We start from the raw sequence: 15,155 nt of genomic DNA, 5'->3' as shown, positions 1-15,155 counted from the left end.
CGGACAACTACTGCTTCCGCCCCACGGAACCGGACGTTTACCCCCAAACCTTTGAATCGTTTTGGGCAACAGGCCGTTTATTGTTGACTTTTGCTCTCCCAACTTTTGACGTAAAGATTCCAAACTTGACCTCAGGTCCTCGCGTTAGATCATTACATTAATGTAGCTTAGTCGAGATCGCTAAGTGCCGATCCTGCACATCGACAAGCCCAGACTTCCCGCCTGCCTCAAGGATTTCAGAGCCTTAATACATGGCTAGAAGGCTCTATGTCAACCTGAAACGGAATAATATCCATGTGAATTCTGTAGGTTATGAATATGTTTAACCGTGCAATGCAGATAAATTCGGAGGAAGGTTTGAAGGGATCACTCGTCGCCGCGGCAAGCGCTGTTAATTGGTGGGTTATCACAACGAATCCGATCAATCGCGGCAGGAATGCCGTTCCTGCATAGTGCAGCTTAATCGTGCTCTTCAGGATATTCCGTAGGTAATTTTACCGAGCTCGGAGAGGGTCGTCTCCCAATTCAGAAAATGAATCCCAACTTTGCTCCAAAAGTTAAGATTCAAAAATGGGCTTTATCGGCGGCTCTTAATGTGATATTGAGGTGGCGGTAGGAATAGAAGTGAATGGAGAGGCAAAAATGAACTTGAATGGGTTGCCAAACTATCTGGTTACTGTATTAATCATCTACTTCTTCTGGCGCATAAACGCGATAACAAGGATAAAAATAGACCGGTGGGCAAAAGATAGAGGGGTAGACGTTTTATCCAAGGTTTACGTACCATGGCATTGGTATTATCCACTCTGTGGAGGATTTCATCCGGCAAACTTCCGTGTTACTGCAAGAAATGCACAAGGTGAAAAAGAAATCTATTGGATAATAGGTGGTGGGTTTCTTTGGCTAAATGACGAAATCAGGGTGACAAACAAAGGTGGGAAAGCCCATACCATGACAAATGGAAAGAGGGACCAATTCAGTGACCATTCCACTGGACCAACGCCAGATACCACCCATTTACACAAGATCCTTTACAGTCCCTTAGGAATCAAAGCTTTCGTTGTTACCTGGATGATTTGTGCATCAGTCGCAAGTTACTTGTTGGCACAAAAATACTGGGTGTCATACTATCGGATTGCAAATCATGGAGTCAGTGAAAAAGCTATCGTGTTACAGCTGCTTCCGGAGAACCATAATCTCGTAAGATATAGCTATAAATTTGGCGACAAGACATTTGAAGGAATGAGAGGTTCATTTCCACCGAACAAGTCCTTCAACAATCTCAAAGTAGGAGAAGAGGTAACAATCTATTTTGATCCGCAGCATCCAGAGACATCTTTACTCGGTGATCCTAAGGCAATATTTAAGGATGAAACTATCGCCGTAATGATAGGCGGTATAGCATTTCCATTATTGATCCTGTTGACTCTATTCTTTGGCAATCGGGAAATATCAAGAAAACAAAGATAGCTCAACATGCGGCGGCACACGGTCTTTCGTTCCGCTAGCCAGTGTGCCTCGAAACATTGAAACCCAACTTTTGTAAAAAAGTGGGCATTCGAGGAAACGCCGTAACCCTCGGCACGACAGTGGGTTACGGCGTTTTGCATTCCTGCTGGAGCAAGAACCGGCATTTTGAATCTCAACAATTGATGGCTCTGACGTTAAAATTTAGGATTCCATGGGCTTCCACCGAGGAGTGGGTTTGGAATGTCTTCCGGTTTGGCCCCTTCTGCAACTACCCACGGAATATCCTGAAGAGCCCTTAATCGGATGGAAATGAAGATCGGCGTGCATCGGCGTTCATCGGCGGACGACTTGTCATTCGCGCCATTTCAAGACCTGGTATCCTCTCCGCGCGACTTCCTTCGGAGGATTGAACTCGAATCCAGTAATTGCGCGGGGAGGCAGAATAAGTCATGTACGCATCGGTGGGACAGTCGGGAAGTCTTATGGTATAGGGTGTGGTCATGCCCGAACAGGAGAGAAGCGGCAAGAGAAACGATGCGCTCGACCAAACGTTGCGAAAATTGGCAAGGCGGGGAGCTCTGAAGGGGTAGTTGGGGCGTGCTTAAAGTGCGGCAGTGGAGGTTGCAACAACGTAAGGGTTTGCAGGCAGATCCGGAAGAAAGGGGGTGGGATAAGACGATTGTGGGACATGCTGCTGCACGGCAGTACTGTGGAGTATTTGAGCGCAGGAAAAGCAGCTCGAACAGCGATTCGTAGTCAAGGAGGAACTACCCATGGCACTGAATAAGCGATTCCTGGCCGAGTTGCTCGGCACGTTTTGGTTGGTTTTTGGCGGCTGTGGTAGCGCAGTGCTTGCCGCGAAATTTCCTGAGACCGGCATAGGCTTCCTGGGTGTTGCCTTCGCCTTCGGCCTTTCCGTTCTCACCATGGCCTACGCCGTCGGCCACATCTCCGGAGCTCATCTGAATCCTGCCGTGTCGGTTGGCCTGTGGACGGCCGGACGATTTCCCGCACGGGAATTGGCTCCCTATATAGCCGCACAGGTCTTGGGAGGGGTCATCGGCGCGGCTGTGCTCTATGTGATAGCCAGCGGTCTGCCCGGTTTTGATCCAGGCGGATTTGCCGCCAATGGTTATGCCGAGCATTCCCCGGGTCACTATTCTCTCCTCTCCTGCATGCTCGCAGAAACCGTGCTGACCTTCATCTTTCTGATCATCATTCTTGGAGCTACCGATCGGCGCGCTCCCGGCAAATTCGCACCAATCGCCATCGGGCTCGGTCTGACGCTGATACACCTGGTCGGCATCCCAGTGACAAACCTTTCGGTTAATCCTGCGCGCAGTACAGGCCCCGCTCTTTTCGTCGGTGGGTGGGCACTGGCCCAACTCTGGCTTTTCTGGGTCGCTCCGCTGGTTGGAGCAGCGCTCGCCGGACTCTTTTACGGGGTGATGGCGCCGGATGCCGGAGAAAAAATCCCACGAGAAGAAGAGGCGGTATGATTATTACGACAGACCGTTTGAGATGCTCCCACCGAAACGGCAGCCCCGTGGACCGGAGAAGAACCGGAGCGGATACGGAAAAGGCCCTCGGCAATCGCCAAGGGCCTTTTCTAATATGGTCGGAATGAGAGGATTCAAACGTCACCTCCCCAAAGGCGTGTGCGAAACACCTCGAAAATGCAGCTATTTCCTCCCCCGTCGCGTTTGGGGAGGCCCCTAGTGCGCTTGGTTCGGGAGCAGGGGTGCGGCGTCAGATGTCCATGAGAGTACAACCTGCTCTGTTTCGTGAACTGGAAGGCTCATGAGCCAATCTTGGATATCGTCGCTACTTTTGTTACTGGATTCTATGACGAGGGTATCTTCCGGGACATTCAGCCTATCTGCTGCCAGCACCGAATCGTGCAGTTTTCGAGCGAAAGCAGCTTTGAGAGGCCGGATGAGGTCTAGCTCTTGGGGAAGAAACAGGCCGTGGCTTTCGTCGTTCCAGCGCCAAAGGAGCGGAAACTCATCGATAGGGTCAAAGTCTGAGTCATCAATTACAATCATGTCTCTCTTCCTGGTATGGACAACGGCTCGGCCGCTGGATGGCGTGCATTGGTGAGACGGCTGAAGATGTGGTTTTTCGCGCCTTTTTGCATCGTGCGTTGTCTTTGGAGCGGCACACGTCACAAGCGTTGCAAGAAAGTCCTCGCAAAAGCGTCGCACCATGATTCCTCGCTAGGCGAAGATTTCCGACCGTTGATCCCTCCGAAGCCATTACGATGTGCATATGCAACATGCCCAACTTCGTGGGCGATGAGGAAAGCTGCATATTTCTTTGCTGCAAGGAGAGTCCACATCACTGTGCGGGCCTTACTATCGGCACGGCCTCCACAAAGCTCAACGATCTCGCGCCACTCCCGTTTGTCGCTAAGCAGATTGGTCTTTCCGTCTTTCGGACAGAAGTTGATCCGGATTTCGAAACTGGACCCCCGTCCCACTATTCTCGCTTCTTGGGTCGTTCGCTGTTTGCAGCCAAAGTGAACTTTGGATAGTGTGGCCAAAATGTCTGGAGGCACGCACTCCGCCAGCACTTGCTTCACTTCGGCGGCTGAAAATGGATAAGAGTAAGGGGATATGATCTTGTCGAATTCGATCTTCAAGGTTCTTTCCTACCACCACCCGTCGGGTGCCGTATCTAAGGCCGGTACTCCGACCTCCCGCAGAGGCCCCAAGAGCTGGTCGTCGCGAACAAGTACCATCTTCTCGTGCGGAATTGCACACGCGATCCACTCCCGCGTTCGTGGGGGGTAGAGTGCGAGGTCGCCCTCGAAGGAATCAAAGGAGAGTGCCGCTAAGGACCCAAGGAATTGGCTGTTCACGTGCATCCGTGCACTCGCAGTCGCGGATGCATCCTCATCCCAAGTTGTCACTGGCTCCAGGTCTTCAAATCTAGCAGCAACCAAAAACGGCGAAGGAGGGATCTCTGTGCCGGGATAATAGAGCGCTACCATGTCAACCTTTTCCCGCGCAGCGAGAATCCGCGCCACAGCCTCCCAAGTCTTTGATGTATCGCCCAAGATGTAGAGCAAGTCCGTTCCCTCCGGTGGCCGGGATTAGCCAAGGTCAATCTAGTGCAGTTTGATGTGCATGGCAAGGTGATTTTTCTGCTCTGACGTGCTCTCTCGAAGCGGCCAATGCGGTCAAGAAGCACGAATCTCGCCTCCGATCAACTGCTGATGTACCGGAAAAGGACCGGAGAAACCGGAGGGCGGAGGAAGTCGGGGCCGCCTGGCCGAAGATCGCTGCGAGAAGGAGTTTGAGGGGCCGAGGTGGCACCCGAAGAGTGGTTTGAAAGAGGCTAGGCGGGGAAAGGAATCTTTTTCGTGGACCGGAATCGGACCGGAGCGACAAACAAAAAGGCCTTTGGATTTCTCCAAAGGCCTTGATTTGTAATGGTCGGAATGAGAGGATTCGAACCTCCGACCCCCTGCTCCCGAAACCGGTGCGCTACTCGCTGCCTGTTTTTTACCATCTGTTTAACCGTGGAATGCAGAAAAACGGGGAGGAGGCTTTGAACGGATTACTCGTCGCCGCTGCCAGCGTTTGTGGGTTATCACAACGAATCGGATTAATCGCGGCAGGAATGCCGCTCCTACAGGGTGCGGCTTATTCGAATGGAAATGAAGATCGGCGTGCATCAGCGTTCATCGGCGGACGTCTTGTCATTCGCGCCCGGAAGGGCGCTCCTACCGGCTCGGCGGTCTGAACTCATTACCCAAAATGCTGCCTCTACTCACGCCTTCGCTCGAAAATCCGAGATTAATGACGAACGCAGTTGGAAACGGCACGTTCCCTCCCCAAATGCAACTTTCCCGAATCGAAATGCGATTTCGCGACGCGAAATGCAACTTTCCAAATCCAAAATGCGATTTCGCGACGCGAACTGCAACTTTCCAAATCCAAAATGCGAGTTCGCGCAGCGAAGTCGCATTTTCCAACGGCAAAAGTTCATTTCGTTGCGCGAAATGCAACTTTCACGTTGCGACATCGAATTTTGTGAAACGAAGATATGGTTTGGCACCAGGGCATTTCGATAGGATTTGAGCGGAAGGCGCGGAGGGGCAATCGAATGAGTCCCCGCTCGGTAGAGCACCGAACGGGGACGGGGTGGACGTATCAGGCGGGAGGCAGGCTCAGGCAGTGCGACCAAGGGCCGGCTACGTTCTTTAGCATGGCCCGGATCTTAAGCCAATTGGTCTTGGATCGGTTCAACCCGGTAATGCGGATGCCTCTGCAATTTGAGGTAGATGCCACCAGCTTCCAATTGGTCTCCAGGTTCGGGTCGTCGTCGCAGCTCCATATCTCGTACCATTTGGCACCGGGCACTTTGGAAACGGTCCCAATCAGCTCCCCCTTACGATTGAAGGCGGTCCGGAACCCTGAGGGTTCCAGGGAAACTGACGCAGCTGGCGCCGCAGGCTTCTCCATCAGGTTGGCCAGCCCCAGAGCCTTCGGAACGTTGGGATCTTTGATGGCGGCCGCTTTCGCAATGCCGATCAGGATGGACAGGCTCTGGTTGACCGCGTTGCGGTCCGCCTCGCAGTCCTTCATTTTCTCCGGGTCCCCCTTCAGGGACGCCGAATAGCTCGCCTCGAAGCGGCTGTGTTCCTCCGCGTAGCTCTGCGGTGTGGGGATAAGGGACACCAGGTAGGCATACAGCTCCGTGGTGAATCCCTCCGCCACCAGCGCGGATTTGGTGATCATCTCAGGATTGCTCACTTTCAGGAAAGGCATCGTCGGGACCTCCTTAGTTTATTTTAAGGAGAAATCTTACAGACACCTGTTCCGTTGGCAAGTGCCGTCCCCAAGATAACCCTAAATTGCCCGCAGATTAACCCTGATAAACGCAGATCGGTGTTCGCAGCGTGGAGTTCGTTGGCGCTCTCAACAACTACGGCCGTATCTTTCCAGGATGTCGCGCAACCTGCGCCCCTGACCTTGAAAGGAAACTTGTCGTTCGCGGACGGGATCTTTGCCAATTATGGCCCACCCGTCCGTCCTGCAAAAGGCCAGGATTTCCCTTTGTTCGATCAAGAGATCAATATTACTGGCAGGCGCGAATCCTAACTGTCCCGAAGCTCTGACCACCCGTAAGATCATGCTGCCTCCTGCATTTTTTTTAGCTCAAAGGCACTGAACGCCTTCTTTTCGAGGTTTTTCCAAACTCCAAATCCCTGGATATGGTCGCCCACCGACACCGACCTAATCTTTCCCAAGAGCTCAATGGGAACCGTTTCACCATGAGGGAGCACCCGCAAGATACTGAACCCCGTCGCAGGACCATGATACTCAATCGTTTCGACGACGGCGAATATTGTGGAGTAACAAGCACAAGATACGGTCAGTGACAAAGTCGCCTCTCATTCTTCATTTAGCTGAAATGCGAAAACAAGAGCGCCGGAGGAGCCGCTCCCCTCCTACTGCTGGAAGAGAATGCTCGTGGTCCGGCGCAACTAACATGTGCGGAAGATCTATCACGTTCTTAAGCATTTGTAAATTTAATGTTTTTAATGCAATGCATTGATTAAACCGATAAGTAATGGCGTACCAGGTATGACGCTCCCCTATCGCTGCCACGCTGAGGTAACCTACCTCGGCATCTTCTGGCATGTGCCGGCGTTCGGCATTAAGACCGGTAGCCACGTCGAATTAGCCGCAGATGAACGCAGATAAACGCAGATTGTTGAATCCGTATAAAGCGAAGGGCCCTTAGGTTCAGCGGCGCGGGGAAGATGGCGGGCATGATCGAGGTCGTAAGAAAGGCTATGCAGCCCTCCCCTCTTGAACATCCGCGTTCACCGGCGTTCATCGGCGGCCAGTTTCAAATCGCGCCCGGAAGGGCGCTCCCACCGTCAGCCTTTGATCCTCTGGCAGAGTTCATCCGTGTCCTGGTGACAGCCCATAAATTGAGATGCGCTACCTGGTGAATATCAGCGTCCATCGGCGTTCATCGGCGGACGATTTGACAATCTAACTCCTTCCTTTAAACGCTTTTGCGGGTGTACGTGTAGTTGCTTTTGCCGCCGCGCTTGATTTCGTACATGGCGGTGTCCGCCGAGGAAATGAGGGTCTGGCCGTCTTCGCCATCGTCGGGAAAGACGCTGATACCGATGGACACACCGATTTGGACAACGATGCGGTCGATCTGAATGGGCGTATTGAAAGCTTCCAGCAGGTTTCTGGCGACATGCCCCGGTTCGTCCCAGTGCTTCAGGTCGTCGATGATGACGGTGAATTCGTCTCCCCCGATCCGGGCGAGGGTGTCTGAGCGGCGCACCGACGCCATCAGGCGATCGGCTACCGCCTTCAAAACTTCATCGCCGGCTCTATGGCCATACTGGTCGTTGACCGACTTGAAGCCGTCCAAGTCCAGGTAAAGCAGGGCGAAACGATTGCGATGTCGCTTGGCCCGGTTGATGACTTGCTCCAGGCGGTCCAAAAACAGAGCCCGGTTGGGAAGCCCGGTCAATTCATCGGAATGCGCCATCAGCCCCAATTCCGCCTGCAGCCGCTTCAGCTCGGTGATATCTTCCTTCACTCCGACAAAATGGGTGATGAAGCCGGTCTCGTCCTTTAAAGGGGAGATCGAGGCCAACTCCCATACGTAGCCCCCGTTTTTGTTGCGGTTGCGCAGTTCGCCATGCCATTCTCGCCCGGAGAGGATCGTCTCCCACAATTGGCGATAGAGTTCAGGTTTCTCCTCACCCTTTAGAAACCGCGGATTTTTGCCGAGCACCTCTTTCTGCGTATAACCGGTGACTTCGCAGAATTTTGGGTTGACGTACTCGATGTTGCCGTTGCGGTCGGTGATCATCACCGATATCGGGCTGTGCTCCACCGCCGAGGCCAATTTCCGGAATAGCGATTCCCTTCGCTTCAGCTCCTGAAGTTCCTTCTCCAACTGCCGGTTTCTTGCCAACAGCTCCTTGTTTTCAGCCATGGCGCCCTCCCCTGGCGAAGATGGGATGTTTCCCCCGGCCTGAACCCGTAACGATCGCATCCTTCTTAAATTATAGGATTTCCGCCAGGTTAACGACAAGCAAGAACCGGTTTCTCCAACCGCCCCAGGTAGCCCGCAGATCCACGCCGATGAACGCAGCCGGATCAGGGCGCGCCCCCCCAACGCGCCCCCAACGCAAAAAAGCCCCTCGGTCTTCAGACCGAAGGGCTTTCCTTTTATGGTGGCAATGGGCGGCAGCGCCGCGGCTAATGGTCTTTCCGGTCAATATCCAAACCGGCAATGCAGTCTCGCAACGCCGTGAACTTGTACGGCTTCTGAACAAATCCCGCCAATCCTTTACCGACGAACTTCTGGGTCACTTCCAGCTCGCCGAACCCGCTGCTCATGATCACTTTTACCTTCGGATTCAGCGCCCGAAGCTCGCGGAAGCATTGTTCGCCATCCATGTGCGGCATGGTGAGGTCGAGGATGACAAACGCGATATCGTTGCGGGACCGGAAAACGTCTACCGCCGCCCGACCGTCGTTGGCGGTCACGACGTCGAAGCCCATCTCCCGGAGCATTTCCGATCCGATCGCGCGCACCGTCTCTTCGTCGTCGACCAGCAGCACGGTGCCGCTTCCCCGCCAGTGCTCGCTCCCGGTGTCGTGATTGAAGATCTCCGCCGGTTTGCCGCTGGCCGGCAACAGGATCTTGAAGGTGCTCCCCTTCCCCACCTCGCTGTATACCTTGACCGCCCCCTTGTGCCCGCGGATGATGCCTAAAACAGCGGCCATGCCCAGGCCCCGGCCGGTAAATTTCGTGGTAAAGAACGGGTCGAAGAGCTTGGCAAGGGTTTCCTTGCTCATGCCGCACCCGGTGTCGGCAATTTCGATGAAGACGTAAAGCCCGTCTTTGATGTTTTCGTCCAGCCAGACATCTTTCAGATAGCTGCGGTCACAGTCCATGCAGCCGGTGGTGATGGCGATCACGCCGCTTCGGTCGCCGATGGCTTCCGAGGCGTTGATGACCAGGTTCATGATGACCTGGCGAATCTGGGTGGCATCCCCCTCGACCGGGGGCAACGGCCGGGTGAGGTTGAGCCGCAACACCGCCTTTTTTGAAATGGAGACCTGGAGTATGTGCAGCATCTCTTCCAGGAGGTCGTTGACGTCGTGGTTGCTGATGACGAACTTTCCCTTGCCGGAATAGGCGAGCATCTGCCGGGCCAGATCGGCGGCACGGGCCGAAGCTTTTTCGATGCTGTGCAGGTTGTCGATGGCGGGAGACTCGGGATTGATGCGCATCAGGGCGAGGTCGGCATTGCCGATGATGGAGGTAAGGAGGTTATTGAAGTCGTGGGCAATCCCGCCGGCCAACACCCCGAGGCTCTCCAGCTTCTGGGCATGCAAAAGCTGCTGTTCCAGTTTCAGCCGCTCCTCCAGGATGCGCTTTCGTTCGGTAATGTCGCGGGTGGTCGCAAAATTGAATTCATGGCCGCCGAAATGGACGTAGTTTGCCGTGACTTCGACGGGGAAAACCCGGCCGTCCTTGGCACGGTGCCTGGTCTCAAAGGTGAAGGAGCCCCGCTGCCGGAGCGCCTCGGAGTGGGGCCCCCACACGGCAGGGGTAAAGTCCGGATCGAGGTCGAAAACTCTCATGCTGAGCAGTTCCTCGCGGGAGTATCCAAGTCCCTGGCAGGCCGCATCGTTGACGTAGAGAATGCGCCCTTCGCTGTTGATCCAGAACATGCTGTCGCCGGCGTGATCGACGCAAAACCGCATCATCTGCAGCGACTCCGCCGCGTTTCTCTGCTCGGTGATGTCGTGAAAGGACCAGAAGCGCCCCATGACCTCAGCGCCGACTTTCTGGGGCTGCGTGTAGCGCTCGAAGATGCGGCCGTCGGCGAAATAGAGGGTGTCGGTGCCGGTTTCTTCCGGGTGCCGGTACAGATCGGTGACCCGGGCCAGGAATTCGTCGGGGTCGGCCAGCTGGGAGGCGGCGTAGGCAAGGAGCTCCTCGTTATTGGCCATATCAAGCAGATGCGGCGGCACCTTCCAGAGCTCGATGAACCGCTGGTTCCAGCGGGTGGCTTTCCCCTCCCGGTTCACGATGAGAATCCCGTCCGGGGTGGATTCCAGTGCGGCCGTTGCCAGAGCCGTTGAATAGAGGAGTTTGCGGTCGGCGATGCGGCGGACTTCCTGTTTTTTCAGGATGAGCCCGATGACCGCCGTGAGGACCGGATAAATGAGGAGGATGGGAAGGGCGATCTTCTTGAGGATGGCGATGCGCATCGCCGCGGGGAAGAGGAACATGCAGGAGAGCATGGCCAACTGGACCACAACGCCGAAAAGGTACAACTGCAGCCAGTTGGGCGGGTTTTCCCGCTTTTCCTGCCAATGTCTTGCAGCCAGCCCCACCGCCGCGGTCACGACGATGACGACCGTTCCGACGATTCCCCCCGGACCGCCCACGTAGAGCCGAAAGGCGCCGGCGATCGCAACCGCAATCGCCGTGGGGACGGTTCCGAAAAAAAGCCCGCACAGGCTGAGGAGCACCCACCGGGTGTCGAAATACAGTCCCTTTTCCAGGGACCAGGGATTGAGCATCACCGCGATGCAGATGAGTCCCACCAGGACGCCGGTCAGACCTTCCCGCAGCTTTTGGTTCGAGATCCCATAGATGCTGAACGTGTCATAGGCCACGCACAGGATGAGCATCAATGCGGCATTGTTCAAAAAACCAGTGAAAGTATCCAAACTGCCCCCAGGCCGGTAACTGGACATGCTCTACCGAAAACGAACTGATCCGACCGCAGACTCACTCCTGCCAAGTAGGTCCGAACCGAGCTTCCCCCCCAGGGACCTGTCTCTGGGCGCCCTATTCTTAACGCGGCTGGCTCTCCGTTGTCAATGAGGAAGGAGGTACCAGGGGGTTGGGTCCCCGATGTTTTCTTTCTCCGATGCTAGGCGTCCAGCATCTCCCGTATCTTTCTCAGGAGCTCCATTGGATGTATCGGCTTCATTACCAGTTCAATCCCTTCCTCAGACACCCCCCGGTTTTCGATGAAATCAGCGGTGTAGCCGCTGGAAAATAGCGCCTTGGTTCCGGGGCTTAGGCGTTTGATTTCCTCGAACGCCTCCCTGCCGTTCTTCTTGGGCATCACCACATCCATGAGAACCATCCGGATGCGGTCCTGATGAGCCGCGAATTTCTCTACGGCGTCCTCGCCGTTTTCGGCAAGGATGGTCTCATAACCGTAGCTGGTCAGTATCTGCGACACCAACGCACGGACCGCCGGGTCATCTTCGGCAACAAGAATAGTTTCGCTCCCCCTTTGAGGCGAGACGACCTCACTCTTTTCCACAAGCGGGTTCCCGCCCGCATCGAGAATCGGGAGGTAGATGCGGTAGGTTGTCCCTTCGCCCGGCTCGCTGTAGACGTTGATGAAGCCGTTGTGCTGTTTGACGATGCCGTAGACGATCGCCATGCCGAGACCGGTCCCTTTGCCGACCTCTTTGGTGGTGAAGAAGGGCTCGAAGATATGCTCCAGATGTTCTTTTTTGATCCCGGCCCCGGTGTCCGACACGGTGAGCAGGGCATAGGTGCCGGGTTGGACGTTGTGCTGGTGGAAATCAACGAAGCAGTCGTCGAGAACCACCCGCTCGCTCCTTACGGAAAATACCCCGCCGCTGGGCATGGCGTCACGGGCGTTGGTGGCGAGGTTGATCAGCACCTGTTCTATCTGCCCCCGGTCGGCATGCACCGGCAGTTCCGAAGCGACGCTCTCCGAATGGAAGGTAATGTCCTCGCCAATGATCCGGGAAAGGAACCGGTGAACCTGCTGAATGACCTCGATGAGATCTTCGCGTTTCATGATCATGGCCTGTTTGCGGCTGTAGGCCAACAAACCGCGGGTCAGTTGGGCGGCCCTTTCCGCGGAGGCGATTACTTCCGCTACCTTGGCCTGCTGATCTTGGTTCAGGGTTCGGTCCGTCTGCAAAAGCGAACAATATCCCTCGATGACCTGCAGGATGTTGTTGAAATCATGAGCCACCCCGCCGGCAAGCTGGCCGACGGCTTCCATCTTCTGGGACTGGCGAAGCTGTTCCTCGCTGTGGCGGAGCGCCTCTTCGGCCCGCTGGCGCTGGGTGATGTCATTGATGAATACCGAATAAAGCCCGTCATCGATCGGTACGTAACTTACACTCACTGCAACAGGGAACCGGCTGCCGTCCTTGCGCCGGTGTTCCGATTCGAACCGGTCCGAACCGGATTCAATGAGTTTGTTGGCACGAGCGGCGACCTCTTCTTTGGAATCACAGGCATCGAGGTCCTCGATGCGAGCCCCGATCAGTTCCTGGCGGCTGAAGCCACTCATCGTGCAGTAGGCATCATTCACGTCAACGATTCTCAGGCGGGAATCGACCAGCCAGAAGCCTTCCCTTGCCGATTGGAGAATGGTCCGGGAGAGGTTTTCCGCCCGCTGCAACTCGGCATTTTTCCGGAGCAGTTCCATGGTCCGTTCTTCAACCAGGCTCTCCAGTTCATTCGCCTGGCGTTTGATCTTTCGATATGCCAGGGCATTTTTCAGGGCAAGGGCAATCGGAGGTGAAAGCAGGTGAATGATCGCGTCGGATTCCTCGATGCGATCGATTTCGGGAGGATCCAGCAGGAGTAAGGTGCCGACCGTTTCATGGCCGGCGATCAGGTGATAACGTGCGGCAGCGGTGACGCCGGCCCGGCTCAAGGCCGCCTTTCCGGGGAGCCCGTCGGGGAAGTTTTCCACCAGAAGAGGAAGGTTATCGTGCGGAGATCCGGCGCAGAAACAGTCCAACTCCTCTGCCGAAAAAATCGTTGAACGCCGTTTCGGACTCACGGACAGGATCACGGGTTGATCCAGGTCCTGGTCATACACCATGAGCACGATCGTTTTAGCGCCGGTCAGCTCCCGGAGCTGATCGGTGAGCTGCTCGCCCAGGGTCTCCGGAGCGGCAGAGACCAACAGTTGAGAGATGATGTCAATTGCCATCAATTGGGCGGACAGTCTGGCATCGGTACGGTTCATATCTGTTCCCGCGCTGAATTCTCCGTGAGGGATTCTGCCCGGGCCGCGAGCAGGCTCTCCAGCATGACGTCGAGGTCGACCGCCTCGACTCTCCAGGGCAAACCGGTGTAGCTCGAAAACGCCTGAAGTTGCCGCTGCGGAACCTGGACAATGCCGGTGTCCAAATAAACGAGCACGCCTCTATGCTCTCCCATCAGGTCCTGGGCTACCGACCGGTTCAACCCCAACTCGCTTTTCATGATCTGTTCCCATCGCAAAGCCCATTCCGGAAGCACCAGGAACGCCCCCTCCTGCATCAACCGGCGGTACCGTGCCCGTCCGACGAGCAGCTGGGCGCAGTTGATGACGGGGACCCTTCCGATACGGTATTTCCGGACCAGGTCGAGCAGATGGGCCCCACAGTCTCCGTAAACGAGCACGATGGTGTCTGATGTCTCACAGAGACGTTCCAAAGCGGCCGCCACTCTCTCCTCAAGCTTGAGAGGGTCCATGTGCAGCATCGAATCGAGGAAGAGGAGTTCGCCGCCGATCTTGCCCCGGCGTACCAGTTCCTCCATTTCATTGCGCAAAACCCCGCAACAGAGCCAAACCGTGCCGCAGCTCATGACCATGCTCCCGAACGGCTGCCGACATCGGCAATCGCCCGGTGCATCGCACGCAGGTTTTCGGGCGGGGTGGCCAGCGGAATATCCGCCCCGGAATTGGACAGGATGTAGTGGCCTGCCGCGCCGGCCTCGCGGATGCAGCTGCGGGAGCTCTGGTAAATCTGCTCGTCCGGCACGGAAGGGAAGGCGAGATTGTCCAGATTGCCAATCAGATTCAGATTCGGCCCGACCAGCGCCCGGGCTTGAGCGAGACTGTCTTTCGAGCCGATGGCGACCCCGACCAGTCCCGGCAGACCGGTCACCAGATCGAGAACGTGATTGATACGTCCCCCGGTATGATGCAGAACCTTCGGTCCGCGAACCTGCGGGAAGGTTGTGGAAAGAAGGGGCAGGACACGCGCCTGGAAAAGATCACGGGGGGCAATCTCGGCCGAGGCCATGCCTTCGGTAATCACCAGGCAATCCGCTCCCGCATCCAGCAAGGCATTGGCCCATGCGACAAAGAACGGCGTCAGATGGTCAGTGAGTTGACGGGCGAGATCCGGTTCAAAAAGAAGCGTTTCCATCCAACGCTCCATGCCGACCACAAGGGAAGGCATGATGCCCGGTCCCGGCAGCACGCCGATAATGGGAACCCGTTCCTTGAAGATATCCGCTAGTCGGTGCGTCGCATCCAGAACGGTCGCGAGGCTGCCGGTAGTCTGAGGATCGGGCAAGGGCGCCTTGATCGCCCCGGCCACGGAAAGCATCCCCGGTCGTTTCATATTGGGTGGCTGGTGCTCGCTCCAGGCGGTTTCTCCTCCGAAGGCCTCGGATAGCGCAGTATAGACAAAGGGGGTCATCACGAGGTCGAAACCGAATTGGGCGTACACCGCCTGCTGACCGGCCACATAGGCCGCGGCATCAGAATACAGGGTGCGGAGGTCGACTCCGGTCAGTTTGGCACCATACGCTCCCAGGACGGCAAATACCGGCAGACGGTCAACCGGCTGGCCGAGCAACGTGCCCATCACCCTCTGGTACGAATTCAT

General features: G+C 55.8%; 12 protein-coding genes. 2 read left to right on the top strand and 10 right to left on the bottom strand.

Going from position 1 to position 15,155, the window contains the following annotated elements:
• Window positions 1-624 precede the first annotated feature (624 nt).
• Both JFN93_RS16740 and aqpZ read left to right on the top strand, forming a co-directional pair.
• A complete protein-coding gene (locus JFN93_RS16740; RefSeq protein WP_199385261.1) occupies window positions 625-1,470 on the top strand; it encodes a DUF3592 domain-containing protein in 846 nt (281 codons plus the stop codon).
• 773 nt (window positions 1,471-2,243) lie between these two features.
• Complete coding sequence (gene aqpZ / locus JFN93_RS16735) at window positions 2,244-2,969, top strand: aquaporin Z (RefSeq protein ID WP_236021775.1); 726 nt, start codon at window positions 2,244-2,246, stop codon at window positions 2,967-2,969.
• Window positions 2,970-3,185: 216 nt separating this feature from the next.
• On the opposite strand, the gene JFN93_RS16730 is transcribed toward aqpZ, so the two are convergent.
• The 10 genes from JFN93_RS16730 to JFN93_RS16690 form a co-directional block, all read right to left on the bottom strand.
• Window positions 3,186-3,515 (bottom strand): hypothetical protein, encoded by a 330-nt coding sequence (locus JFN93_RS16730; protein ID WP_199385260.1) that lies wholly within the window; start codon window positions 3,513-3,515, stop codon window positions 3,186-3,188.
• A gap of 119 nt (window positions 3,516-3,634) precedes the next feature.
• Window positions 3,635-4,111 (bottom strand): ImmA/IrrE family metallo-endopeptidase, encoded by a 477-nt coding sequence (locus JFN93_RS16725; protein WP_199385259.1) that lies wholly within the window; start codon window positions 4,109-4,111, stop codon window positions 3,635-3,637.
• Between the two features lie 9 nt (window positions 4,112-4,120).
• Complete coding sequence (locus JFN93_RS16720) at window positions 4,121-4,540, bottom strand: hypothetical protein (RefSeq protein WP_199385258.1); 420 nt, start codon at window positions 4,538-4,540, stop codon at window positions 4,121-4,123.
• Between the two features lie 1,087 nt (window positions 4,541-5,627).
• Window positions 5,628-6,245 carry a hypothetical protein gene (locus tag JFN93_RS16715; RefSeq protein ID WP_199385257.1) on the bottom strand — a complete coding sequence of 206 codons (618 nt, stop codon included), beginning with the start codon at window positions 6,243-6,245 and terminating at the stop codon, window positions 5,628-5,630.
• A 150-nt stretch (window positions 6,246-6,395) separates the two neighbouring features.
• Window positions 6,396-6,611 carry a GSU3473 family protein gene (locus JFN93_RS26120; RefSeq protein WP_407931887.1) on the bottom strand — a complete coding sequence of 72 codons (216 nt, stop codon included), beginning with the start codon at window positions 6,609-6,611 and terminating at the stop codon, window positions 6,396-6,398.
• 883 nt (window positions 6,612-7,494) lie between these two features.
• Complete coding sequence (locus JFN93_RS16710; RefSeq protein ID WP_199385256.1) at window positions 7,495-8,451, bottom strand: diguanylate cyclase domain-containing protein; 957 nt, start codon at window positions 8,449-8,451, stop codon at window positions 7,495-7,497.
• A gap of 266 nt (window positions 8,452-8,717) precedes the next feature.
• The gene (locus JFN93_RS16705) at window positions 8,718-11,210 is read right to left on the bottom strand and encodes a LytS/YhcK type 5TM receptor domain-containing protein (RefSeq protein ID WP_199385255.1); all 2,493 of its coding nucleotides are present in this window, start codon (window positions 11,208-11,210) and stop codon (window positions 8,718-8,720) included.
• A gap of 206 nt (window positions 11,211-11,416) precedes the next feature.
• Complete coding sequence (locus JFN93_RS16700; RefSeq protein WP_199385254.1) at window positions 11,417-13,519, bottom strand: ATP-binding protein; 2,103 nt, start codon at window positions 13,517-13,519, stop codon at window positions 11,417-11,419.
• Complete coding sequence (locus JFN93_RS16695) at window positions 13,516-14,124, bottom strand: DUF1638 domain-containing protein (protein ID WP_199385253.1); 609 nt, start codon at window positions 14,122-14,124, stop codon at window positions 13,516-13,518. The genes JFN93_RS16700 and JFN93_RS16695 overlap by 4 nt, the downstream gene beginning before the upstream one ends.
• Window positions 14,121-15,155 carry a uroporphyrinogen decarboxylase family protein gene (locus JFN93_RS16690; RefSeq protein ID WP_199385252.1) on the bottom strand — a complete coding sequence of 345 codons (1,035 nt, stop codon included), beginning with the start codon at window positions 15,153-15,155 and terminating at the stop codon, window positions 14,121-14,123. Before JFN93_RS16690 ends, JFN93_RS16695 begins: the two co-directional genes overlap by 4 nt.

Origin of the sequence: Geomesophilobacter sediminis, assembly GCF_016458275.1 — a bacterium.
In the GTDB taxonomy this organism is placed as follows: Bacteria; Desulfobacterota; Desulfuromonadia; order Geobacterales; family Geobacteraceae; genus Geomesophilobacter; species Geomesophilobacter sediminis.
Note: the sequence above shows the minus strand (reverse complement) of the source record. Positions and strands in the feature narration are given on the sequence as shown.

What these genes read in the sequence shown, in the direction of transcription:
- aqpZ (WP_236021775.1), top strand. Translation starts at nt 2,244, where the DNA reads ATGGCACTGAATAAGCGATTCCTGGCCGAGTTGCTCGGCACGTTTTGG.
- JFN93_RS16730 (WP_199385260.1), bottom strand. Translation starts at nt 3,515, where the DNA reads ATGATTGTAATTGATGACTCAGACTTTGACCCTATCGATGAGTTTCCG.
- JFN93_RS16715 (WP_199385257.1), bottom strand. Translation starts at nt 6,245, where the DNA reads ATGCCTTTCCTGAAAGTGAGCAATCCTGAGATGATCACCAAATCCGCG.
- JFN93_RS26120 (WP_407931887.1), bottom strand. Translation starts at nt 6,611, where the DNA reads ATGATCTTACGGGTGGTCAGAGCTTCGGGACAGTTAGGATTCGCGCCT.
- JFN93_RS16710 (WP_199385256.1), bottom strand. Translation starts at nt 8,451, where the DNA reads ATGGCTGAAAACAAGGAGCTGTTGGCAAGAAACCGGCAGTTGGAGAAG.
- JFN93_RS16700 (WP_199385254.1), bottom strand. Translation starts at nt 13,519, where the DNA reads ATGAACCGTACCGATGCCAGACTGTCCGCCCAATTGATGGCAATTGAC.
- JFN93_RS16695 (WP_199385253.1), bottom strand. Translation starts at nt 14,124, where the DNA reads ATGAGCTGCGGCACGGTTTGGCTCTGTTGCGGGGTTTTGCGCAATGAA.
- JFN93_RS16690 (WP_199385252.1), bottom strand. Translation starts at nt 15,155, where the DNA reads ATGAATTCGTACCAGAGGGTGATGGGCACGTTGCTCGGCCAGCCGGTT.